Source organism: Roseomonas sp. FDAARGOS_362, from assembly GCF_002754815.1.
Taxonomy (GTDB): domain Bacteria; phylum Pseudomonadota; class Alphaproteobacteria; order Acetobacterales; family Acetobacteraceae; genus Roseomonas; species Roseomonas mucosa.
In genome coordinates, this window is the sequence record NZ_CP024588.1 from 760,997 (window position 1) to 783,979 (window position 22,983).

Below are 22,983 nucleotides of genomic sequence, written 5' to 3' on the forward strand. Positions count from 1 at the left end.
ACCCGGCCCGCCCTGGCGTGGGCGCCGTGCCCGCCGATTCCGGGGCCGGGACATGCCGGTGCGGTTTCCGCCCCACCACGTCCCGGGCACGCTGAAACGCGGCCCCCGCTCCGGCGCTGAAACGCCATAGAGGAGAAAGACCCCCGAATGTCCGGACGCTTCCTGCACACCATGATCCGCGTCGGCGATCTCGACCGCAGCGTGAAGTTCTACACCGAGCTGCTGGGCATGAAGGAGCTGCGCCGCAACGACGTGCCCGCCGGCCAGTACACGCTCGCCTTCCTCGGCTATGGCGAGGGCAACAAGGAGAATGGCGGCGAGATCGAGCTGACCTACAACTACGGCGTGGACAAGTACGAGATCGGCACCGGCTTCGGCCATCTCGCCGTGGGCGTGCCCGACGTGGCCGCGGCCTGCGAGAAGGTGCGCAACGGCGGCGGCAAGGTGACGCGCGAGGCCGGGCCGGTGAAGCACGGCACCACCATCATCGCCTTCGTCGAGGACCCGGACGGCTACAAGATCGAGCTGATCCAGCGCCCCTGATCCAGCGGTGAGCCCGTCGCCCCTGGATGTGCTGACCGGGACGCCCAGCCGGCTGTGGCGGGATGTCCTGGCCGGAACGGAGGACGCCGCCCGCGCGCTCGCGGGGCGTGACAAGGTGCGCCTCGCCGTCACCGGCCTGTCGCGGGCCGGCAAGACGGTGATGCTGACCTCGCTGGTGGCCAACCTGCTGGCGGCGGGCTCGCGCGCCCGCACCCTGCCGGCGCTGGAGGAGGCGGCCGGCGGCCGTCTCCTGTCCGTCCAGCTCGTCCCCGCCGGCACCGAGAACACGCCGCGCTTCGACGCGCTGGCGCATCTGGAATCCCTCGCCGCCGACCCGCCGCAATGGCCGGCGCGGACAGAGGACCTCTCGACCCTCTCCCTGGCGCTCACCATCCGCCGGAGGAACTTCTGGGGCCAGCTCCTGCCCGACCGGCAGGTGACGCTGGAACTGCTCGACTATCCGGGCGAATGGCTGCTGGACCTGCCGATGTTCAACGGCACGCATGCCGGCTGGTCCGACGCCACGCTGGCGCGGCTGGAACGCATCCGGGCCGAGCCGGTGCGCGCCTTCCTGGATTTCGCCCGCGCCCTGCCGCCCGCCGCCACGGCGGAGGAGGCGCTGGTCCGCCGTGGCTGGGTGCTCTACCGCGACGCGCTGCGCCATTGCCGGGACGAGCTGGGCCTGCGCTTCCTGCAGCCCGGCCGGGTGCTCAATCCCGGGCCGCGCGGGGAAACGCCGCTGCTCTGGTTCTTTCCGCTGCCGGAGGCGGCCCGGGGCGGGGAGATGGCGGCGCTGCTGTCCCGCCGCCACGACGCCTATCTCCAGGACCAGCGGGCGCATTTCTTCGAGCCGGTCTTCCGCCGCTTCGACCGCCAGGCGGTGCTGGTGGACGTGCTGGGCGCGCTGCATGCCGGGCGCGAATCCTTCGACGACACGGCGGAATCCCTGGCCGCGATCGCGGAGAGCCTGCGCTATGGCGGCTCCTGGCTCGACTGGATCACGGGCGCCGGGGTGTCCCATGTCGCCTTCGCCGCGACCAAGGCGGACCATGTGCCGGAAGCCTCGCGCGAGAACCTCGCCGCGCTGCTGGGCGACCTCGTCTCCTCGCCCCGCGCCCGCGTCCTGGCGGCGGGGGCGGAGGTCTCGGTGCAGGCCATCGCCGCGCTCCGCTGCACCGAGGACACGCTGGCCGAGCGCGACGGCCATGCCGTGCCCGCCGTGCGCGGCGTGCTGCTGGAGACCGGGCGCTGGGCGCGGGTCGATCCCGGGCAGGTGCCGGCGCGGCGGCCGGACGCGGCTTATTGGAGCGCCCCTTATTTCGCCATGCCGGTCTTCCGCCCGCCCCGGCTGGAGCCCGGCGGCCATTCCGGCGTTCCGCATCTGGGGCTGGACCGCCTGCTGGCCAGCCTGATCGGAGACCTGCTGTGAGCGACCCGAGGACCCCGCCCGCCGGCCCGCGCGTGATCCTGGAGGAGGAGGCGCCCTCCCGCCCGGACGAGCGGCTGGACCTGCGCTGGGAACAGGCGGTGGTGCCTGTGGCGGAGCCGCGCACCGGCGGCTGGTCCAGCCTCAGCCTCGCCGCGACGGGGGCGGCCTCGCTGATCCTCGGCCTGTCGATGCTGGACGCGGCGAATTTCGTCGCCTCGCAGTTTGAGCGCGGGCCGGTCCTGGGCGGGCTCACCCTGCTGGTGGCGGTCTTCGGCTTCGGCCTGATCTTCTGGGCCGGGCTGCGCGAGGTTCGTGCCCTGGCCGCGCTGGACGCGGTGGACCGGACGCGGGAGGCTCTGGCCACGGGCGACCTCGCCCGCGCCAAGGCGGATGCGATCCGCTGGGCGGCGCGCGTGCCCGCCGCCCGCGACACCCTGCCGGCGCTGCGCGAGGCGCCCGACATCCCCACCCTGCGCGCCCTGCTGGAGGCCGGGCCGCTGCGCGCCCTGGATGCCCAGGCCATCGCCCTGGGCCGCACCGCGGCGGTGCAGGCCTTCGCCGCCACCGCCATCAGCCCGTCCCCGGCCTGGGATGCACTGGTCTTCGGCTGGCGCGCGGTGCGGCTGGTGCGGCAGGTCGCGGCGCTGCACGGGCTGCGGCCCGGCATCGCGGGCACGGTGGCGCTGCTGCGGCGCTCGGCCTTCTCCGCCGCCACGGTCGCGGCCACCAATGTCCTGGCCGATGCGGCGACCCGCGCCGTGGTGTCGAACCCGCTGGTGGAGAAGCTGGCGGGCGAGGCCGCCACCGGGGCCGTCGCGGCGCGGCGCATGCTCTCCCTGGCCCGCGCGGCCGCCGCCGCCTGCCGCATCGTGCCCGCTCCCGGCACGCCTCCGGCTGGCCTCGTGGGCGGGGGCCAGGGCGAGCGCTGAGACGCACGCCTCCGAAGCGTTCCGCCACCTCGGACGTTGCGCTGGGAATGCCACCGCCGCCGGGACGCGGCCGCGACAGGAGCCAGCCGACCATGACGCCTCGACGCAACCTTCTCCTCGGTCTCGCCACCGGGGGACTCGCCGCAGGCCACGCCGCCCGCGCCCTGGCCCAGCACGGCCCCGGCCAGCTTCCGGGCATGGGGCCTCAGCCGGACCTGCCCGCGCCGAACACGGCGCACCGCGTGGTCAACCGCTCCCATGGCGGCGGCTGGCCCGCCGGGCGGAGGCCGCAGGCGCCGCGGGGCTTCACCGTGACGGCCTTCGGAACGGACCTCGACAATCCCCGCATGATCCTGCCCCTGCCGGACGGCCGGGTGCTGGTGTCCGAGGCGCCGCGCGCCAACCGCGTCACCCTGCTGCACGCCCCGGACCGCGCGGGCCAGGCCGGCGGCCGGACCCTGCTGCTGGAGGGGCTGAACCGGCCCTTTGGCATGGCGGTGCTGGGCGATTCCCTCTTTGTCGCCGACACCGACGCGCTCCTGCGCTTTCCCTGGAATGATGGGCGCGGAAAGATCACGGCGCCGGGGCGGAAGCTCCTCGACCTGCCGGCCGGGGGCTACAACAACCATTGGACGCGCAACCTGCTGCCGGCGCGGGACGGGCGCAGCCTCTTCGTCAGCGTGGGGTCCGGCAGCAACGTGGCCGAGCACGGGCTGGAGAACGAGCGCCGCCGCGCCTGCATCCTGCAGGTGGATCTGGACGGCTCGAACGAGCGCCTCTTCGCCGGCGGGCTGCGCAACCCCGTCGGCATGGCCTGGGAACCCGGCTCGGGCGAGCTCTGGACCGTGGTGAACGAGCGCGACAACATCGGCGACGACCTCGTGCCCGACTACCTGACCCATGTGCGGCAGGGCGGCTTCTATGGCTGGCCCTTCAGCTATTTCGGGACGCACATCGACCCCCGCATGCGGGAGAAGATGGGGAGCCGGGAGCGGGAGCTGGTGGCCCGCGCCATCGTGCCGGACTACGCGCTCGGGCCGCACACCGCCTCGCTCGGGCTGGATTTCTCCACCGGCGGCGCCTTTCCGGCGGAATGGCGCGGCGGCGCCTTCATCGGCCAGCGCGGCTCCTGGAACCGCACGGCCTTCGCCGGCTACCGCGTGCTCTACCTGCCCTTCGCCAATGGGCGCCCGAGCGGTCCCGCGCGGGATTTCCTCACCGGCTTCATGGCCGATCCGGAAACGGGACAGGTGTATGGCCGCCCGGTCGGCGTCGCCATGGATGCCGCGGGCGCGCTGCTGGTGGCCGATGACAGCGGCAACACCGTCTGGCGCGTCACCGCCACCGGCTGACGCGGACATGGCGGGGGAGGCACCCCCGCCATCGCCGCCCGCGTCAGCCGAAGCGGAAGCCGGACAGCGCCTTGCCCATCACCCGGTCGCTGTAGTCGCGCTGGCCGGAGTCCTCCCCGGCGGCGCCGGCGGCGAGGAGCAGCGGGATCAGGTGCTCCTCGCGCGGATGGCAGGCGCGGGCGCCGGGGGCCTGCTCCCAGTCCTGCAACAGCCGGTCGCGCTGCCCGGGCGGTGCGGTCACGGCCTGGGCGAGCCAGCCGTCGAAGGCCACCGACACCTCGTCGTTCACCCCATCCGGCCGCATGAAGTGGCGGAGGTTGTGATAGGTCATGCCGGTTGCCACGATCAGCACGCCCTCGTCCCGCAGCGGCGCCAGCGCCCGGCCCAGGGCGAGATGCGCCGCCGGGTCCAGGTCCTCGCGCACGGAAAGCTCCACCACCGGGATCTCCGCCTCCGGAAAGGCCAGAAGGAAGGGGATGAAGACGCCGTGGTCGAAGCCGCGCGCCGCGTCCCCGGCGGACTCGATCCCGGCCCGCCCCAGGAGTTCCTGCACCCGCGCCGCCAGTTCCGGGGAGCCGGGGGCCGGGTAGCGCAGCTCGTAGGTGTGCGGCGGGAAGCCGTGATAGTCGAAGAGCAGCGGCGGTTGCGTGCCGGTGGTGACGGTGGGCACCGCCGTCTCCCAATGGCCGGAAACGACCAGGATCGCCTTCGGCCGCGCGGGCAGGCGCCGCGGGATGCCGCGCAGGTGTTCCGCCATCCGGTCCCAGGTGTTCGGCCAGTCCATGAAGAAGCAGGGGCCGCCGCCATGCGGAATGAAGATCACGGGTTGGCGGGGTGTCGGGGTGGTCATGGTCGGCGTCTCCTTGGCGGGCTTCGCCACGGCCGCTTCGATGCGCGGCGTGGCAGGAGGTTCAGGCAGGGCGCGGGCCGCCGGGGAAGCGCTCCGCGCCGTCCGTCGCGTCAGGCATGCACCGGCTGGCGCGGTGCGGCGGGCAGCGGGGTCGGCTTCAGCGCCAGGGCGCCATCGCCCAGCAGGGCCTGGGCGAAGAGGGCTACGGCCCAGAAGGCGGGGTATTCCCAGCCGCCGCCGGCATTGGTGAAAAAGAACCCGTTGGCCCCATGCACGGTGAGGATGGCGCCGAGCAGCACGGGGATCAGCACCAGCGCGGCCAGCCGGGCCCAGACGCCCAGGATCAGCGCCATGGCGCCGAGGACCTCGACGGCCATCGTGGCATAGGCAAGGGCCGGCGGCAGGCCGAGCTTGCCGAAGAAGGCGGCCGTGCCGGCGGGAGTGAAGACGAGGATCTTCAGCCCGGCATGGGCCAGAAACAGCACGCCGAGCGAGAGCCGCAGGAGGAGTGCGCCCCAGGGAGCGGTGTTGAGGGCAGTGTGAGGGGCGGTCATCGGGGGAGGGTTCTCCGTCGCAATCTGTGCCGGTGGAGATGCACCCTCGCCGGCCGGGGGATAATCGGTCTATTCCGGAACTCACCTCACACCGGGAGAGTGGGCCGGGCCGATGCTGGATCGCGTGACGGGCATGCAGGTCTTCGCGCGGGTGGCCGGGCTGGGCAGCTTTTCCGCCGCCGCCCGGGCGCTGGGCCTGTCCCAGACCATGGTGACCAAGCATGTCGCGGCGCTGGAGGAACGCCTCGGCGTGCGGCTCCTTCACCGCACGACACGCCGGCTTTCCCTGACCGAGGCGGGGCGGGGCTTCCTCGATTCCTGCCTGCGCCTGCTGCCGGAGATCGAGGAGGCCGAGCGCGCCGTCTCCGCCGACCGGCTGGAGCCGCGTGGGCTGCTGCGGCTCAACGTGCCGGTCTCCTTCGGCACGCGGCATGTGGCGCCGCTGCTGGCGGAATTCTGCCGCCGCCATCCGCGCGTGACCGTGGAGCTGGGCCTGAACGACCGGCTGGTGGACCTGGTGGAGGAAGGCTGGGACCTGACCATCCGCATCCGCCGCATGGGCGACAGCAGCCTGGTGGCGCGGCGCCTGGCGCCGGTGCGGATGGCGGTCTGCGGCGCGCCCTCCTACCTCGCCACGCATGGCACCCCGGGGCGGGTGGAGGACCTGCGGCGGCACGCCTGCCTCGGCTATACGCTGTCGGAGGCGATGGGCCCGGATCGCTGGGTCTTCGGGGAGCAGGGGCAGGTCCCGGTACCGGTCGGCGGCAGCCTGCGGGCCAACAACGGCGATGCGCTGCGCGAGGCCGCCATCGCCGGGCACGGGCTGATCTACCAGCCGGTCTTCCTGCTCGACGAGGCCCTGCGCGACGGCAGGCTGGTGGAGATCGGGCTGGACCAGCCTGCGATGGGCTGGCTCGGCATCCATGCCGTGCAGCCGCCACTGCCGGCAGGAGCGGGACGGCAGGCGCCCGCCAAGACAAGGGCGATGGTGGCATATCTCGCGGAGGCCTGGGTGCCGGAACCACCCTGGGAGAAGAACCTGCCCCGGCGGTGAGCCGGACCCCCGGAGAAGCGCCGGCGCCAGATGCACGCGGCCCGCTTCCGTCCCGCCAATGAGGCGGCCAGCGGATTACTTGGGGCCGCGGCCCATCGGCGCCGCGGTCTTTATGCCTTCTTTACGCGGACGGCCGATGCGGCAAATATCGCCTTTACATGGCCGGGCCTATTCTTCCCGCATGCCAAACATCCGCACGGCGGCGCCCGCGCCCCGGCCCTCCCAGGCCTCCACGGCCCGGACGGTCCCGCTCCCCCTGGCCCTGCTGAGCCGCCCTGCGCGGCTGCAGCGCCTGCTCGCCCCTGGCGCGGCGCCGGGCGGCGATCTCCTCGATGCGGTGGAGACGCAGCCGCACGACCGCGTGCTGATCATCGGTGGCGGCAGCGCCGACCTGCTCTGTGCCACGGTGCGCCGGGGCTGCCGTTCGGCCACTTGCGTCACCGATCCCCCGGCCCATCCTGTCGCGGCCGAGGTCGTGGTGGCGCCCCGCCTGCACAGCGAGGACGAGGCCCTGTCGGTGGCCCGCTCCGCCCGCCATGCCCTGTCCGAAGGCGCGTCCGGCGGCCGCCTGGCCCTGCGCCTGCTCGGCGAGAAGGCGAGGGGCGTGGCCCTCTCGCTGGTCCGGCGCCTGCGCGGCGATGGCTTCAGGGCGGTGCATGTCGCGTCCGGGCCGGACGGCGCGGTGGTGGTGACCTGCCGGCTGCACGCGCCGTTGCCGGGCCGGCACCCGGCGCGCTGAGGAACGGCGATGATGGGCCGAGCCTCCGCGTATCTCCTTCCCCGCCTGGAAGGCTGGATTCCAGCCCTCGCCACGCCCTTCCGCCCCGGCGACGGGGAACTGGACGAGGCGGCCCTCGCCCGGCTGGCGGAACGCTGCGTCACGCGCGGGGCCTCCGCCGTGGTGGTCTGCGGCAGCACCGGCGAGGCGGCCGCGATGACGCCGGTCGAGCAGGCCAGGGCGCTGCGCGTCGTGTCCGAGGCGGTCGGCCATCGGGCGGGGGTGATCGCCGGCGTCGGCGGTGGCTGCACCCAGGCCGCGGTGGAACTCGCCGCCACCGCAGCCCGGGGCGGCGCGACGGGCCTGCTCTGCGCCGCCCCGCCCTATATCCGGCCGAGCCAGGATGGCATCCGCGCACATGTCCGGGCCGTGGCGGCCGTCAGTGGCCTGCCGCTCGTCCTCTACGACGTGCCATCGCGGACAGGCGTCGCCATCGCCGACGAGACCGTGGCGTCCCTGCGCGACGGCGGGCTGGTCCAGGCCTTCAAGGATGCCACGGCGGATATCGGCCGCCCGGCGAGGCTGCGCCGCCTCTGCGGCGCGGATTTCCCGCAGCTCTCGGGCGACGACGCCACCGCCGTGCCGCACCTGCTGGCGGGTGGGGCGGGGTGCATCTCGGTCGCCGCCAACCTGCTGCCGGCGCTCTGCACGGCCCAGTACCGGGCCTGGGCGGCCCGTGACGCCGGGATGCTCGCCGCGCTGCACCAGAGCCTTTCGCCGCTGCATGAGGCGCTCTTCACGGAAAGCAATCCCGTGCCCCTCAAGGCCGGGCTGGAGAGCCTGCGGCTCTGCGATGGCCGGCCGCGCCTGCCCCTGATCCGCGCCCGCGTGGAGACCCGGATGGCACTGGAGCGGCTTCTCGGCACGCTTCTTCCGCAGGAGGAACTGCTGGCGGCCCGGCCGGAGGACATGCCGTTCCCGGCATCCCGCCCCGTCCATCCGGGCGCGGAAGCGATGCCCGGCAAGCTCCACTAGGAGCGAGGCCAGGCCGGGAAGCCTCCCGGCCTTCCACATCGTCCTGCTGGCCCGGCCGGCGGGACGGGCGCGCCATCCCGCCGGCCGGGCCGCGGGAGGGATGGCGCGGTTCAGGCGGCCCGGATGCGGCGCAGGCTTTCCTCGCGGCCCAGGGCCAGCAGCACCGCGTCGATCGGCGGCGACTGCGTGCGCCCGGTCAGCGCGGCGCGCAGCGGCTGCGCCAGCGCCCCCAGCTTCACGCCCTGCGCCTCGGCCTGCTCGCGCAGCAGCGTTTCCAGCGCCGGGCCATCCCATTCCACCGTTTCCAGCGCCCCGGCCAGGGCGGCCAGCCGCGCCCGCGATTCCTCGTTGAGCTGCCCGGCCGCCTTGGCGTCGGGTTCCGGCCGCTCCAGCACGAAGGCGGCGCCGTCCGCCATCTCCTCCAGCGTGCGGGCGCGGGGCTGCAGGCTGGGGACCAGGGCGCGGACCCGTGCCGCGCCGGCATCGTCGATCGGCAGGCCCCGCTTGGCGAGGCGCGTCATCACCTCCCGCGCCAGCCGGTCGGGATCGGCATCGCGGATATAGACGCCGTTCAGATGCGCCAGCTTGGTGTAGTCCATGCGGCTGGCCGAGCGCCCCACATCCCGGAGCTCGAAGAGCTCGATGGCGCGGTCGCGCGGCACGATCTCCTCGTCGCCATGGCCCCAGCCCAGCCGCAGCAGGTAGTTGCACACCGCCTCCGGCAGCAGGCCCTGGTCGCGGAACTCCAGCGCGCCCACGGCGCCATGGCGCTTGGACAGCTTCGCCCCGTCCGCGCCATGGATCAGCGGGATATGCGCGAAGTCCGGCCGTGGCCAGCCCATCGCGTCATAGATCATAATCTGGCGGAAGGTGTTGGTCAGGTGGTCGTCGCCACGGATCACATGGGTGATCGCCATGTCGTGGTCGTCCACCACCACCGCGTGCTGGTAGGTCGGCGTGCCGTCCGAGCGCAGGATGATCATGTCGTCCAGCTCGGCATTGTTCACCCGCACCTCGCCTTGCACGAGGTCGCGGACCACCGTCTCGCCCTCGCGCGGCGCCTTGATGCGCACGGCGCCCGGCACGCCCGGCGGCGCCTCGGAGGGGTCGCGGTCGCGCCAGCGGCCATCGTAGCGGGGCGGGCGGCCTTCCTTCATCGCCTGTTCGCGCATCGAGGCCAGTTCCTCGGCCGTGTCGAAGGCGAGATAGGCCTTGCCCTCGGCCAGGAGCTGCCGCGCCACCTCGGCATGCCGTGCCTCGCGGGACGACTGCATCACCGGCGGCTCGTCGGGCGAGAGGCCGAGCCATTCCAGGCTTTCCAGGATCTGCCGCACCGCTTCCGGCGTTGAGCGGGCCTTGTCGGTATCCTCGATGCGCAGCAGGTACTGCCCGCCATGGTGCCTGGCGAAGAGATAGTTGAACAACGCGGTGCGGGCCCCGCCGATATGGAGGTAGCCCGTGGGAGAGGGCGCGAAGCGCGTGCGGACGGTCATTCCGGCTGATTAGCATCCTGTCCGGACCGGTTTGAAGACGGGACGCCGCCGGCGCTGGAATGCGGCGGCGGCGGGACGGGGCGCCCCGTCCCGGCAGGAAGACCCTCACGGAGAGTTGCGCTCAGGACCGGAATGAAACAACCTTGGGTTGTTGTCCTCCACCATCCTCCTCGCACCGGGCCGGCAGGCCCGGCCCAGCCTCGCCACGCGCCTGCGCGAAGGGTTCCACACCCTGTTGCAGGCGGAATGGAGTCGCGTCCCGCCCTGGTTCGCCGTCGCGCTCGGCACCGGCATCCTGCTCTACTTCGCCCTGCCCATGGAACCTTCGGAAGCCTGGCTCTGGCTGCCCTGGCCGCTTCTGGCCCCGGCGCTCTGGCTGTGGCGGCGGGCACCGCTGCCCGGCCTGCTGCTGGGGCTGGCCGGCACTGTCGCGCTGGGCTTCGCCCTGGCCGTCTGGGCGCGCGCCAGCCTGCCCCCCGTGCCGGACCTGCCGCGCCGGGCGGTGATCCTGACCGGCACGGTGGATTCGGTCGAACGCCTGCCGGGCGGGCGGCGCGTCGTGCTGACCGGCGCCAGGCCGGGCGAGGGGCAGCCGGCGCTGGAGCGCAGCCTGCGCCTCCGGCTGAAGAAGGGCGACGAGACCCCCGTCTCGCCGGGCGACCGGCTACGGGTGCGCGCCCTGTTGCGGCCGCCACCGCCGCCCCCGGCCCCCGGCGCCTGGGACTACCAGCGAGCCGCCTTCTTCGAGGGCCGCGCCGGCAGCGCCTCGGCCCTCGCCGCCGTCGAAAGGCTGGAGGCCGCGCCGTCATCGCCGGGAGGGAGCGGCTTCGCCGGGCTGCGCAGCCTGCTGGAACAGCGCGTCCTCGCCGTGCTCGGCAGCGGCGCGACGGGCACCGTGTCCAGCGCCATGCTCACCGGCAGCCAGACGCCCATCCCGGACGAGGCCGTGGCGGCGATGCGCGACAGCGGCCTCGCGCATCTGCTGTCCGTGTCCGGTCTGCATGTGGCCATCGTGATCGGGCTGGGCATGAGCGTGGTGCGGCTGCTGGTCGCGCTGGTGCCGCCCCTGGCCCTGCGGGTGGACAGCAAGTCCGTCGCCGCCGCCACGGGGCTGCTGCTCGGCGCGGGCTATACGGTGCTCACCGGCTCGCAGGTTCCGATGCTGCGCTCCCTGGCCATGGCCGCCCTGGCGACGCTGGCGATGCTGCTGGGGCGGCGGGTGGTGTCGCTGCGCGCTTTGGCCCTGGCCGCCGCGCTGGTGCTGGCCTGGCAGCCCGCGGCGCTGCTCGGCCCCTCCTTCCAGATGAGCTTCGCCGCCGTGCTGGCGCTGATCGCCGGGTGGGAGGCGATGCGCGCCCCGCTGGACCGGCTGCGCGGCCAGGGCGAGGCCTGGCGGCGGGGGCTGGTGGCGGTGCTCGGGCTGACGCTCACCTCGCTGCTCGCCGGGCTGGCGACCATGCCCTACGGCCTGCACCATTTCGGGCGGCTGCAGCTCTATGGCGTGGTGGCGAATGCGGTGGCGGTGCCGGTGACCTCGCTGCTGGTGATGCCCGCGGGGATGCTGGCGGTGCTGCTGATGCCCTTCCGCCTGGAATGGCTGGCCCTGGTGCCGATGGGCTGGGGCACGGAGATCGTGCTGGCCACCGCCCGCCGCGTCGCCTCCTGGCCCGGAGCGGCCGCCATCGCGTCGCCGATTCCCGCCTGGGGCCTGTTGCTGGCGAGCTTCGGGATGCTCTGGCTCTGCCTCTGGCGCACGCGCTGGCGCTGGGCCGGGGTGCCGCTGATCCTGCTCGGCCTGTTCTCCGGGCCGACGGTGCCGCAACCCGACCTGCTGGTCTCGGCCGATGCGCGGCTGATCGCCTATCGCAGCCCGGAAGGCGTCTTCCTGGAGCGCGGCTCGGGCAGCAACGGCTTCGCGCGCGACAGCTGGCTGCGCGACTGGGGGGAGGCGGGCTTCGCCCCGCTGCCGGCGGAAGAGGAAAGGGTGGAAGCCGGGCTGCGCTGCGCCGCCGACCACTGCCTGCTGCGGCCCCGGCCCGGGGCGCCGGCGATTGCCCTGCTGCGCAAGGTGAAGACGCGCCGGGGCGCGGCGGCGGCGCCGATCCGGATGGAACCCTGGTGCGACAGCGTGGCGGTGCTGGTCTCGGCCGAGCCGGTCCGTGGCCGCTGCCGCACCGGACGGGCGCCGCTGGTGGTGGACCGTTTCAGCGTCTGGCGTGACGGCGCCCAGGCGGTGTTCCTCGGCCCGGAGGGGGCGAGGGTGGTCACGGACCGGATGCTGCGGGGAGAACGGCCCTGGGTGCCGCCGGTCCCGAAGCCGAGGCCGCGCGAGGCCCCGGCGCAGGAGGACGAGGGCGGGACGGACATGGCCGCCGATCCCGCGGAAGCCCCCGGATCACCCCCCGGATCACCCCCCGGGACAGGTCAGTAGCGGCGCAGCAGCCCGACCAGCGTGCCCTGGACCTTCACCCGGTCAGGGCCGAAGATCCGGGTCTCGTAGGTGGCGTTGGCGGGCTCCAGGGCGATGGAATTGCCCTTGCGGCGGAGGCGCTTCAGCGTGACCTCGGCATCGTCCACCAGCGCCACGACGATGGTGCCGTTCTCGGCCGTCTCGCCCCGGCGGATGATCACCGTGTCGTTGTCGAGGATTCCGGCCTCGACCATCGAATCCCCAGAAACCTCCAGCGCATAGTGCTCGCCGCCCGTGAGCAGCGAGGCCGGAACCTCCACGCTGCCGCCGGTGTCGCGCAGCGCCTCGATCGGCTGGCCGGCGGCGATGCGGCCATAGAGCGGAAGCTGCACGGTGCTGTGCTCGGCCGGGGAGGGCACCCCCGCCAGGTTCGGCGCGAAGTTGCCGCGGATGACGTTGGAAGCCCCCCCGGGAGACCCGGCGGCACCTGCCGCCGCCCGGGACGGCGCCTTGCCCGGGGCGAGACTGTCCGGCAGCCGCACCACCTCCAGCGCCCGGGCCCGGTGTGCGCGTCGCTTGAGGAAGCCGCGTTCCTCCAGTGCCGTGATCAGGCGGTGGATGCCGGACTTCGAGCGCAGGTTGAGGGCCTCCTTCATCTCCTCGAAGGAGGGCGAGAAGCCGGTCTGGCGCAGGTGCCGGTCGATGAAGACGAGAAGCTCGTGCTGCTTCCGCGTTAGCATGGCGCATCTCCCAACCGGGCGGCGAACAAAGAGGAAACGTTATCTGCTTGTTCTAGATAAGTTCCTGGCTTGTCGTCAAGTTTATCCCCGGATTCCACAGGTGTTCCGCCATCACGGAAGGGTCAGGGAGGCGCCGGATCAGACCCCGAGCGCCGCGAGGTCGATGATTTCCACCGTTTCGCCCGCCGTCAGGGCGGGGGCGTGCGGGGCCCGCAACACCAGCGCATCGGCGCGGGCCAGGGTCTTGAGCATTGAGCTGTCCTGCGCCGCGAAGGGCGTGGCGACGGGCAGGTCCGCGCCCGTGGCCTCCAGGCTCGCGCGGAGGTAGTCCTCCCGTCGGTCGTTCTCCGGCAGGCCGCGCCCGAGCCGGGCCAGCCGGGTCGGGGCGGGGCCCGCCGGCAGGCCGGCGAGGCGCGCGATGGCCGGGCGCAGGAACAGCACGCCGCAGACCAGGGCCGAGACGGGGTTGCCCGGCAGGCCGAGCAGCGGCACGCCCCGCAGATGCCCCCAGATCAGCGGCTTGCCGGGGCGCATGGCGATCCGCCAGAAATCCAGCGCGAAGCCCTGCGGCCCCAGCGCCGACTGCACGAGGTCATGCTCCCCGACGCTGGCGCCGCCCGTGGTGGCGAGCAGGTCGCAGCCTTCCGCCGCCCGGGCCGCCATGGCGATGGCCGTGGAATCATCCGCCACGATGGGCAGGATGACGGGATCGCCCCCCGCGCCGCGCACCAGGGCGGCCAGGGCATGGGCGTTGGAGGACACGATGCCGCCCGGCGGCAGCGGGTCGCCGGGCAGGGCGATCTCGTCGCCCGTGGCCAGGATGCCGATCCGGGGCCGGCGGTGCACGGCGAGCCAGGGATGGTTGGCGGCGGCGGCGAGCCCGATGTCCCGCGCGGTGAGCCGACGCCCGGGGGACAGCAGTTCCTCCCCGGCGGCGAAGTCCAGCCCGCGCCGCCGGATCCAGCGCCCGGGGCGCACGGTCTCCCGCACGGTGACGCGGGCGCCCTCGGCGGTGGCGTCCTCCTGCAGCAGGATGCCGTCCGCCCCTTCCGGCACGAAGCCGCCGGTGAAGATCCGCACCGCCTCGCCCGGCCCGACCGTGCCGGCGAAGGGATGGCCCGCCGGTGCGGCCCCGGTTACCGCCAGGCTGGCACCCTCCACCGCCTCGGCGGCCCGCACGGCATAGCCGTCCATCGCCGAGACATCGGCGGGCGGCTGGGTGAGGCGCGCCGCCACGGGCGCGGCCAGGACGCGGTTCCAGGCTTCCGGCAGGCTGACCGTCTCCGCCGGAACGGGGGGCAGCGCATCCAGGATACGGCGCAGCGCCTCGGAAACCGGGATCATCCTCGCTGGAACCCTTTCAGTCGGCCTCGAAAGTGCCGGACTTGCCGCCCGACTTGTGCACCACGCGCACCGCTTCGATCCGCATCCCCCGGTCCACCGCCTTGCACATGTCATAGACGGTCAGGGCCGCCACGGTGGCGGCGGTCAGCGCCTCCATCTCCACCCCGGTGCGCCCGGCGGTGGACACGGTGGCGGCGATCTCCACCGCATCCGGCTCCACCGGTTCCAGCTCCAGCTTCACCGAGGTCAGGGGCAGGGGATGGCAGAGCGGGATCAGGTCGGCGGTGCGCTTGGCGGCCATGATGCCGGCCAGCCGCGCCACGCCCAGCACGTCGCCCTTGCCGGCACGGCCCTCGCGGATCAGCGCCAGGGTTTCCGGCCGCATCACGACGCGGCCGCGCGCGGTGGCGCGGCGCTCGGTGACCGCCTTGGCCGAGATGTCGACCATCGCGGCCTTTCCGGCCGCGTCGAAATGGGTGAGGGAGCCGGGGGCGCCCTCGGATTCGCCGCCGCTCAACCGGCCTCGATCAGCGTCCGGGCCGCCGCTCCCACGTCCGGCTGGCGCAGCAGGTGCTCCCCGACCAGAAGGCAGCGCGCCCCGGCCTCGGCCATGCGGCGGACGTCCTCGGGCGTGCGGATACCGCTCTCGCCCACGGGGATGCGGTCGGCGGGGATCAGCGGGGCGAGGCGCTCGGTCACCGCGATATCCGTCCGCAGCGTGCGCAGGTCGCGGTTGTTCACCCCGATCAGCCGCGTCTCCAGCCCCAGCGCGCGGTCCAGCTCGCGCTCGTCATGCACCTCGGCCAGCACGGACATGTCCAGGCTGCGCGCCGTGTCCTCCAGCGCATGCGCCTGCTCGTCGGTGATAGCGGCCATGATCAGCAGGATGCAGTCGGCCCCGGCGGCCCGGGCCTCGAAGACCTGGTAGGGGTCGAGCATGAAGTCCTTGCGCAGCACCGGCAACTCGCAGGCGGCGCGGGCTTCGGCGAGGTATTCGAGCGAGCCGCCGAAATGCGGCGCGTCGGTCAGCACGGACAGGCAGGCGGCGCCCGCATCGCAATAGGCCCGGGCCAGCTTCGCCGGGGAAAAGTCCTGGCGGATCAGCCCGCCAGAGGGGGAGGAACGCTTGATCTCGGCGATCAGGCCCGTGCGGCCCTCGCCCAGGAACTTGCACAGCGCCCCGGTGAAGGAACGCGGCGCCGGGGCCGCGGTGGCGCGCCGTTCCATCTCGGACCGGGAGATCTCGTGCATCCGCGCCTGCACCTCCACGGCCTTCTCGGCCATGATCCGGGCGAGGATGTCGGGCATGTCGCGGTTGGCGGCACTCCGGGTCTCGGGAGCCGCGAGCGTTGAGGCTTGGTCCATGGAACGGTTCCTGCGGCGTGTGACGCCGCCTCGTCAAGCTTCGGCCGCCGCTCCGGGTTGCATGTGCCGGAGGGGCCGGGGGGTGGTCAGGATGCGGTGGCGGTGCGAAGACGTTCCAGCACGCCGCGCGCGGCGCCCTGGTCGATGGATGCGGCGGCCATCCGGGCCGCCTCGCGCAGATCGTCGCTCCGGCCCGCCACCACAAGGGCCGCGGCCGCGTTCAGCACCACGCAGTCGCGATAAGGGCTGGCGACACCGTCCAGCAGCGCCAGCAGCGCCGCGGCGTTGCGCTCCGGATCGCCGCCGCGCAGGGACTCCACGGGGGAGACCGGCAGGCCCACATCCCCCGGCGAGACGGTGAATTCCCGCAGGTGCCCGTCGCGCAGCTCCACCACCTGGCTGGGGCCGCTGACGGTTAGCTCGTCCAGCCCCTGCCCATGCACCAGCCAGGCGCGCTCGCTGCCCAGGCGGCCCAGGGCCTCGGCCATCGGGCGCAGCCATTGCGGGGCGAAGGCGCCCGTCATCTGGCGCGTCACGCCGCCCGGATTGGCCATCGGCCCCAGCAGGTTGAAGATGGTGCGGGTGCCGAGCTCCACGCGCGGCCCGGCGGCGTGGCGCAGGGCGGCGTGGTGGCGCTGCGCCATCAGGAAGACCATCCCGGCCTCGCGGATCACCGCCGGGATGCGCTCGAAGGGGATGTCGAGGTTGACCCCCAGTGCCGCGAAGGCATCCGCCGTGCCGGAGCGTGAGGACTGGGCCTTGTTGCCGTGCTTGGCCACCGGCACGCCGCAGCCCGCGACCACCATGGCGGCGGCGGTGGAGATGTTCAGCGTCCCCGCGCCGTCGCCGCCCGTGCCGACGATGTCCACCGCGCCGGGCGGCACCTCGGCGGGCACCATGCGGGCGCGCATGGCGCGGACCGCGCCGGTCATCTCCGCCACCGTCTCGCCGCGGAGCCGCATGGCCATCACCAGCCCGGCGATCTGCGCCGGGGTGGCCTCGCCGTTCATGATGATGCCGAAGGCCCGCTCCGCCTCGCCCTCGTCCAGCGTCTCGCCCTGGGCAACGCGCGCCAGCACCGGCTTGAGGGAGGTCTCGCTCATGGCCGGCCCCTTCCCGGGCCGGCCGGCAGGGGGCGGGGGAGGGCGGCGTCGGGGATCATGGCCAGGATCATGGCCGGACAGTGTTCCGCCTCCCGGCGCCGTGATCAAGCGGGGCGTGCGGCATCACGGCATCCCCCCGGCGACCTGCGGCAGCAGCGCCTCGTTGATCTGCACCGGGGTGCGGTCGCGCAAGGCGTTGAGGTACTGGATCTCCAGCTCGTCCCCCATGCCGTTCTCGATCCGGCCGCGGAAGGCCCGCAGGGCCGTGGCATCGTTCACGTCGCCCGGCGTGACCTCCAGCACCTGCGCCACGGCGAAGCCCTGGGCGGTACGCGCCATGGTGGCGTCCTTGGGCTTCGTGCCGAAGATCTGGTTCAGCAGCTCGGGCGGCACGCGGGGGCCGGCCTCGTTGCGCCCGTCGCGGCCGAAGGGATCGCTGCGCAGGGCGATCACCCCGGCCTCCTTCGCCGCATCCTCCAGGCTGCGCCCGTCCTTCACCGCGCCGAGCAGCGCGGCCGCCTTCTCCTCCTGGGCATGGGCGCGGGCATCCTCGGTCCAGGCGGCGCGGACGGCGTCCACCACCTGCTCGAAGGGCCGGGGCGCGGGGGGCTGGACCGAATCCAGCTCGACGCCCACGAAGCCGGCCCCGGCCTTGGATTCCTCCATCCGCGCGGGCTGCCGGGGCTGCGCCGCGAAGATGGCGGCCACGGTCTCGTCCCGGGCATAGTCCGGCACCGGCAGCGTGGCGGCCTGCCCGTCCGGGGCATGGCCAGTGGCATCCACCGTCACCGTGCCGACCTCCATGCCGAACTGCTTCGCCGCCTCCGCCAGCTTCGCGCCGCCGGCCAGCGCGTCCTCGGCGCCGTTGATGCGCTCGAAGGCCATGTCCGCGGCCTTGCTCTGGGCCAGCTCGTTGCGCAGCTCGTCGCGCACCTGGTCCAGCCCGCGCACCGCCGGGGGATCGACCTTGGCCACCTTCAGCACATGCCAGCCGAAGGAGGACTTCACCGGCGCCGACACCTCGCCCTCCGGCGTGGCGAAGGCCGCCCGGGCCAGTTCCGGCACGGGGATCTCGGCCTGGGACAGCGTGCCCAGCTCCACCGGCTGCCCGCCCTCCGCCTTCGCCTTCTCGCTGATCGTGGCGAAACCGGCGCCGCCCTTCCAGGCCTCGGCCAGGGCCTTCGCCTCTTCCTCCGACCGGGGGCCGGTGGGGAAGAGAACCTGCTCCAGCGTCCGGCGCTCCGGCGCGTGGAAGCGGTCGCCGGCGGCGGCATAGGCCTGGGCGATTTCCTCGTCCGTGACGTGGACGTCCTTCATCACGATCTCGGCGGCCAGCCGCGCGACGGTCGCGGTGCGGTATTCCGGGGTGGAGAACTGCTGCGGGTTGTTTTCCCAGAAGCGGCGGAGCTGCTCCCCGGTCGGGGCCGGCGGCTCCGGTGCGTCCGAGAGCGGCAGGGTCGCCAGCTCCACCACACGGCGCTCGCCCGCCTGGGCCAGCAGGGGCTTCACCAGCGCATCCGGGGCGTGGATGCCCGCGCGGATCGAGGTGATGATCTGCTGCCGCTCCAGCTCCCGCTTCACCAGGGCCAGGAAGCCGTTCTCGTCCAGCCCGTTGCCGCGCAGGAACTGGTTGAAGATGGGGCGGCTGAACTGCCCGCCCGCCTGGAAGGCCGGGATGGCGAAGACGTAGTCGCGCACCGCCTGGTCGGAGGCGGCGATGCCCATGCGGTCGGATTCCGCCGAGGCGATGCGCTGGTTGACCAGGGCCGCCACCGCCTGCTGGGCCGCGGTCTGCCGCACGGCATCGTTGACGGCGAAGTCCGGGCCGAGCTGCCGCTGCAGCTGCGCCATCTGCCGCCGCGCCGCCTGCTGGGCCTCGGCCAGCTCGATCGGCTGCCCGTCCACGCGCGCCACGGCGCTGTCACGGCCGAAATTGCGCACGACGTCCTCGATCCCCCAGATGCCGAAGGAAAGGATCAGCAGCAGGAACAGGCCCTTGGCGAACCATGTCCCGGCGAGGCGGCGGAAGGCGGTGAGCATCTCGGTCCGGCAAGTCCCTGAGGCGGCCCGGGGGCGCCCGAAAGAAGAAGGGTCCGGCATGGTACGCCGGGTCGGGGGCACGCCTTACCGGAGGCGGGCGGAGTTGCCAAACCTCCACCGGCCGGGATACCGCCGGGGAGAGCGAATGAAACGTTCGGAGAGGTTTCGATGACCCCTGGCATCCGCCCGCTGATCGCCGGCAACTGGAAGATGAACGGCACCGCCCGGGAGGCCGCCGGCCTCGCCGACGCGGTCCGGCAAGGGGCGGGGGCGGTGACCGGCGCCGTGGACCTGCTGGTCTGCCCGCCCTTCGTGCATATCCACGCGGCCTCCGCCGCCATCGCCTTCCAGCCCATCGCGGTCGGGGCGCAGGACTGCTCGCCGGAGGAGAAGGGCGCCCATACCGGCGACGTTTCCGCCCCGATGCTGGCGGATGCCGGCTGCGCCTATGTGATCCTCGGCCATTCCGAGCGCCGCGCCGACCATGGCGAGACGGACGCGCTGGTGAAGGCCAAGGCCGAGGCCGCCATCGCCGCCGGGCTGGTCCCCATCGTCTGCGTCGGGGAAAGCCTGGCCCAGCGGGAGGCGGGGGAGGCCGAATCCGTGGTGGCCGGGCAGATCGCCGGCTCCCTGCCGGACGGCTTCACGGCGGCGAAGGGCGTGGTGGCCTATGAGCCCGTCTGGGCCATCGGCACCGGCAAGACGCCCACCGAGGCGGACATCGCCGCCATGCATGCCCGGATGCGGCAGGAGCTGGTGGCCCGCTTCGGCGAGGCGGGGCAGGGCACCCGCCTGCTCTATGGCGGCTCGGTGAAGCCTTCCAACGCCAAGGCGATCCTGGCGCTGCCGCATGTGGATGGCGCGCTGGTGGGCGGCGCCTCGCTGGTGGCGGCGGACTTCCTGGCCATCGCCGCCGGCGCGGCGGGCTGATCCGGGCCCGGACCGGTCGGGATATGCGCGGGATTCGGGCGCAAAACCCCGGCCGGGCCGCTCGGCCGGGGTAGCAACGGTCACGCGGGGCGGCTAGAAGCCGGGCACCATGACCACCGTCCTGCTCGTCCTGCACTTCTTCGTCGCCCTCGCGCTGATCGGCGTGGTGCTGCTCCAGCGCAGCGAGGGTGGCGGCCTCGGCATCGGCTCCTCCCAGGGGATGGGCGCCTTCATGACCGGGCGCGGCACCGCCAACCTGCTGACCCGCTCCACCGCGGTTCTGGCCACGCTCTTCATGGTGCTGGCCATGGCGCTGGCGCTGATCAACCGTGGCGCCAGCCAGAGCGGCGGCAGCTCCATCCTGAACAACCCGCCCCCGGCCGCCGGCGCGCCCGCCACCCCCGGTGGTACGCCCGCCGCACCTTCCACGACCCCGGCGCCTGGCGCACCCCCGGCCCTGCCGGCCCTGCCGGCGACTCCGTCCGGGCCTTCCGTCCCGAACAACTGACGGCCCCTGCATCGATCCCCGCGCGGTTCAACACCCGCGCGGGTTTGATCCGCGCATGGCCCTCCCGCGTGCCGTGCGTGTAGCCGGGCACCCCCGGAAAGGGTTATGACGGACTCCCATGACGCGGTTCATCTTCATCACCGGCGGCGTGGTCTCCTCTCTCGGCAAGGGCATCGCCGCCGCCTCCCTCGCGGCGCTGTTGCAGGCGCGCGGATACAAGGTCCGGCTGCGCAAGCTCGACCCCTATCTCAACGTGGACCCGGGGACGATGAGTCCCTATCAGCATGGCGAGGTCTTCGTGACCGATGACGGGGCGGAAACCGACCTCGATCTCGGCCACTACGAGCGCTTCACCGGCGTCCATGCGAACCAGGCGGATGCCTGGACCTCCGGGCGCATCTATTCGGAGGTGCTCGCCAAGGAGCGCCGCGGCGACTACCTGGGCGGGACGGTCCAGGTCATTCCGCACATCACCGACCACATCAAGGCCGGCGTCCTGGCCGAGACCGAGGACTACGACTTCGTGCTGGTCGAGGTCGGCGGCACGGTGGGCGACATCGAGAGCCTGCCCTTCCTGGAAGCCCTGCGGCAGCTCGGCAACGAGCTCGGCCAGCGGCAGAGCCTCTTCGTCCACCTGACGCTGGTGCCCTATATCCCCTCGGCCGGCGAGCTGAAGACCAAGCCGACGCAGCACAGCGTGAAGGAACTGCTGGGCCTGGGCATCCAGCCGCAGATCCTGCTCTGCCGCTGCGACCGCCAGATCCCGGACAACGAGCGCCGCAAGATCGCGCTGTTCTGCAACGTGCGCCCCGAGAGCGTGATCCCGGCCCTGGATGCCAGCAGCATCTACGAGGTGCCGCTGAGCTATCACGAGGAAGGGCTGGACCGGGAGGTCCTGCGCCACTTCGACATGTCCGCCTATGGCGAGCCGGACCTGAGCCGCTGGCAGCAGATCGTGCGCGGCCTCAACCACCCCGAGGGGGAGGTGAAGGTCGCGGTGGTGGGCAAGTACACCAACCTGCTGGACGCCTATAAGTCGCTGAACGAGGCGCTGATCCATGGCGGCATCGCGCACGGCGTCAAGGTGAAGCTGGACTGGGTGGATGCCCAGGTCTTCGAGACCGGCGGCGCGGTGGAGCGGCTGGAGGGCGTGCACGGCATCCTGGTGCCGGGCGGCTTCGGCGAGCGCGGCGCGGAGGGCAAGATCGAGGCCGTCCGCTTCGCCCGCGAGCACAAGATCCCCTTCCTCGGCATCTGCTTCGGCATGCAGATGGCGGTGATCGAGGCGGCGCGGAACGAGGCCGGGCTGAAGGAGGCCTCCTCCACCGAGTTCGGCCCCTGCGCCGAGCCCGTGGTCGGCCTGCTGACCGAATGGCGGCGCGGCAACGTCACCGAGCGCCGCGACGAGGCCAGCGACCTGGGCGGCACCATGCGCCTGGGCTCCTATCCCTCGATCCTGGCCGAGGGCTCGCTGGTGCGGCAGGTCTATGGCGGCGCCGCCGAGATCACCGAGCGCCACCGCCACCGCTTCGAGGTGAACGTGAACTACCGCGACCGGCTGGAGGAGCACGGGCTCCGCTTCTCCGGCATGTCGCCGGACGGCGTGCTGCCGGAGATCGTGGAGCGGCCGGACCATCCCTGGTTCATCGGCGTGCAGTTCCATCCCGAGCTGAAGAGCAAGCCCTTCGCCCCGCACCCGCTCTTCGCGGGCTTCGTGGGCGCGGCGGTGAAGCAGGCGAGGCTGGTATGATCACCGTCCGCGTCGGCGCCCCGGGCAGCCGGGTCGCCGAGATCGCCAACAACCGGCCGCTCGCCTTCATCTCCGGCCCCTGCCAGATCGAATCCCGCGCCCATGCGCTGGAAACCGCCCATGCCCTGCGGGAGATGGCGGAGAAGGCCGGGGTGGCGATGATCTACAAGTCCTCCTACGACAAGGCGAACCGGACCAGCGCCAATGCCGCCCGCGGCATCGGCATGGCGGAGGGCCTGGCCATCCTGGCCGAGGTGCGGGAGGCCACCGGCCTGCCCGTGCTGACCGATGTCCACGCCGCCGAGCAATGCGCCCCGGCGGCGGAGGCGGTGGATTGCCTGCAAATCCCGGCCTTCCTGTGCCGCCAGACCGACCTGCTGCTGGCGGCGGGGCGGACGGGCAAGCCGGTGAACGTGAAGAAGGGCCAGTTCCTGGCGCCCTGGGACATGCGCAACGTGGCGGCCAAGCTGGCCTCCACCGGCAACGACCAGGTGATGCTGTGCGAGCGCGGCGCTTCCTTCGGCTACAACACCCTGGTCTCCGACATGCGGGCCCTGCCCATCATGGCGGAAACAGGCTTCCCCGTGGTCTTCGACGCCACCCATTCGGTGCAGCAGCCGGGCGGGCAGGGGACCTCCTCGGGCGGGCAGCGGGAATTCGCCCCCGTCCTGGCCCGGGCCGCGGTGGCGGTGGGCGTGGCGGCCGTCTTCATCGAATGCCACGAGGACCCGGACCACGCGCCCAGCGACGGACCGAACATGATCCCGGTCCGGGAGATGCCCGCGCTGATCGAGCGGCTGATGGCGTTCGACCGGCTCGCCAAACCGGGCTGACCT

The 22,983-nt window shown here is 73.2% G+C and carries 21 protein-coding genes; 12 read left to right on the forward strand and 9 right to left on the reverse strand.

Annotated features, from left to right (window positions below; all coding sequences use genetic code 11):
• The first annotated feature begins 147 nt into the window (after positions 1–147).
• From gloA to CTJ15_RS08350, 4 genes are all read left to right on the forward strand, one after another.
• Entirely contained in the window at positions 148–543 is a 396-nt protein-coding gene (gene gloA, locus CTJ15_RS08335) for a lactoylglutathione lyase (RefSeq protein WP_075823721.1), read from the forward strand.
• A gap of 7 nt (positions 544–550) precedes the next feature.
• On the forward strand, positions 551–1,972 hold the full coding sequence (locus tag CTJ15_RS08340) for a YcjX family protein (protein WP_099781463.1): 1,422 nt from the start codon (positions 551–553) through the stop codon (positions 1,970–1,972).
• Entirely contained in the window at positions 1,969–2,901 is a 933-nt protein-coding gene (locus CTJ15_RS08345) for a DUF697 domain-containing protein (protein WP_099781464.1), read from the forward strand. Before CTJ15_RS08340 ends, CTJ15_RS08345 begins: the two co-directional genes overlap by 4 nt.
• A 92-nt stretch (positions 2,902–2,993) precedes the next feature.
• The gene (locus tag CTJ15_RS08350) at positions 2,994–4,253 is read left to right on the forward strand and encodes a sorbosone dehydrogenase family protein (protein WP_099781465.1); all 1,260 of its coding nucleotides are present in this window, start codon (positions 2,994–2,996) and stop codon (positions 4,251–4,253) included.
• A 43-nt stretch (positions 4,254–4,296) separates the two neighbouring features.
• Here the strand turns inward: CTJ15_RS08350 and CTJ15_RS08355 are convergent, their stop codons facing one another.
• Together CTJ15_RS08355 and CTJ15_RS08360 are read right to left on the reverse strand one after the other, a co-directional pair.
• Entirely contained in the window at positions 4,297–5,103 is an 807-nt protein-coding gene (locus CTJ15_RS08355) for a class III extradiol ring-cleavage dioxygenase (protein ID WP_099781466.1), read from the reverse strand.
• 110 nt (positions 5,104–5,213) lie between these two features.
• Positions 5,214–5,657, reverse strand: coding sequence for a DoxX family protein (locus tag CTJ15_RS08360; protein ID WP_099781467.1), 444 nt, complete (start codon positions 5,655–5,657; stop codon positions 5,214–5,216).
• Positions 5,658–5,769: 112 nt separating this feature from the next.
• Between CTJ15_RS08360 and CTJ15_RS08365 the strand changes: the two genes are divergently transcribed.
• The 3 genes from CTJ15_RS08365 (at position 5,770) to dapA (ending at position 8,464) form a co-directional block, all read left to right on the forward strand.
• On the forward strand, positions 5,770–6,711 hold the full coding sequence (locus tag CTJ15_RS08365; protein WP_019460674.1) for a LysR family transcriptional regulator: 942 nt from the start codon (positions 5,770–5,772) through the stop codon (positions 6,709–6,711).
• Positions 6,712–6,892: 181 nt separating this feature from the next.
• On the forward strand, positions 6,893–7,450 hold the full coding sequence (locus tag CTJ15_RS08370; protein WP_099781468.1) for a hypothetical protein: 558 nt from the start codon (positions 6,893–6,895) through the stop codon (positions 7,448–7,450).
• Between the two features lie 12 nt (positions 7,451–7,462).
• Positions 7,463–8,464 (forward strand): 4-hydroxy-tetrahydrodipicolinate synthase, encoded by a 1,002-nt coding sequence (gene dapA / locus CTJ15_RS08375; RefSeq protein ID WP_226946088.1) that lies wholly within the window; start codon positions 7,463–7,465, stop codon positions 8,462–8,464.
• Between the two features lie 110 nt (positions 8,465–8,574).
• Here the strand turns inward: dapA and gltX are convergent, their stop codons facing one another.
• The gene (gene gltX, locus CTJ15_RS08380; RefSeq protein WP_019460677.1) at positions 8,575–9,957 is read right to left on the reverse strand and encodes a glutamate--tRNA ligase; all 1,383 of its coding nucleotides are present in this window, start codon (positions 9,955–9,957) and stop codon (positions 8,575–8,577) included.
• 151 nt (positions 9,958–10,108) lie between these two features.
• Between gltX and CTJ15_RS08385 the strand changes: the two genes are divergently transcribed.
• Complete coding sequence (locus CTJ15_RS08385) at positions 10,109–12,388, forward strand: ComEC/Rec2 family competence protein (RefSeq protein ID WP_099782119.1); 2,280 nt, start codon at positions 10,109–10,111, stop codon at positions 12,386–12,388.
• On the opposite strand, the gene lexA is transcribed toward CTJ15_RS08385, so the two are convergent.
• The 6 genes from lexA to CTJ15_RS08415 form a co-directional block, all read right to left on the reverse strand.
• Positions 12,382–13,107: a transcriptional repressor LexA gene (gene lexA / locus CTJ15_RS08390; RefSeq protein WP_075823688.1), complete on the reverse strand. Its 726-nt coding sequence runs from the start codon at positions 13,105–13,107 to the stop codon at positions 12,382–12,384. The genes CTJ15_RS08385 and lexA overlap by 7 nt on opposite strands.
• A 138-nt stretch (positions 13,108–13,245) precedes the next feature.
• On the reverse strand, positions 13,246–14,451 hold the full coding sequence (glp, locus tag CTJ15_RS08395) for a gephyrin-like molybdotransferase Glp (RefSeq protein ID WP_099781470.1): 1,206 nt from the start codon (positions 14,449–14,451) through the stop codon (positions 13,246–13,248).
• Positions 14,452–14,467: 16 nt separating this feature from the next.
• Positions 14,468–14,899 carry a cyclic pyranopterin monophosphate synthase MoaC gene (gene moaC / locus CTJ15_RS08400; RefSeq protein WP_237719416.1) on the reverse strand — a complete coding sequence of 144 codons (432 nt, stop codon included), beginning with the start codon at positions 14,897–14,899 and terminating at the stop codon, positions 14,468–14,470.
• 65 nt (positions 14,900–14,964) lie between these two features.
• Entirely contained in the window at positions 14,965–15,759 is a 795-nt protein-coding gene (gene trpC, locus CTJ15_RS08405) for an indole-3-glycerol phosphate synthase TrpC (protein ID WP_026033527.1), read from the reverse strand.
• 143 nt (positions 15,760–15,902) lie between these two features.
• Positions 15,903–16,919: an anthranilate phosphoribosyltransferase gene (trpD, locus tag CTJ15_RS08410; RefSeq protein WP_099781472.1), complete on the reverse strand. Its 1,017-nt coding sequence runs from the start codon at positions 16,917–16,919 to the stop codon at positions 15,903–15,905.
• Positions 16,920–17,042: 123 nt separating this feature from the next.
• Positions 17,043–18,959, reverse strand: coding sequence for a peptidylprolyl isomerase (locus CTJ15_RS08415; RefSeq protein WP_193009656.1), 1,917 nt, complete (start codon positions 18,957–18,959; stop codon positions 17,043–17,045).
• A gap of 180 nt (positions 18,960–19,139) precedes the next feature.
• Between CTJ15_RS08415 and tpiA the strand changes: the two genes are divergently transcribed.
• The 4 genes from tpiA (at position 19,140) to kdsA (ending at position 22,980) form a co-directional block, all read left to right on the forward strand.
• Positions 19,140–19,889, forward strand: coding sequence for a triose-phosphate isomerase (gene tpiA, locus CTJ15_RS08420; RefSeq protein WP_208852670.1), 750 nt, complete (start codon positions 19,140–19,142; stop codon positions 19,887–19,889).
• Positions 19,890–19,998: 109 nt separating this feature from the next.
• Positions 19,999–20,397, forward strand: coding sequence for a preprotein translocase subunit SecG (gene secG / locus CTJ15_RS08425; protein ID WP_019460316.1), 399 nt, complete (start codon positions 19,999–20,001; stop codon positions 20,395–20,397).
• Positions 20,398–20,515: 118 nt separating this feature from the next.
• Positions 20,516–22,147 carry a CTP synthase gene (locus tag CTJ15_RS08430; protein WP_019460315.1) on the forward strand — a complete coding sequence of 544 codons (1,632 nt, stop codon included), beginning with the start codon at positions 20,516–20,518 and terminating at the stop codon, positions 22,145–22,147.
• Complete coding sequence (kdsA, locus tag CTJ15_RS08435; RefSeq protein WP_058389842.1) at positions 22,144–22,980, forward strand: 3-deoxy-8-phosphooctulonate synthase; 837 nt, start codon at positions 22,144–22,146, stop codon at positions 22,978–22,980. The genes CTJ15_RS08430 and kdsA overlap by 4 nt, the downstream gene beginning before the upstream one ends.
• The last annotated feature ends 3 nt before the right edge of the window (positions 22,981–22,983 follow it).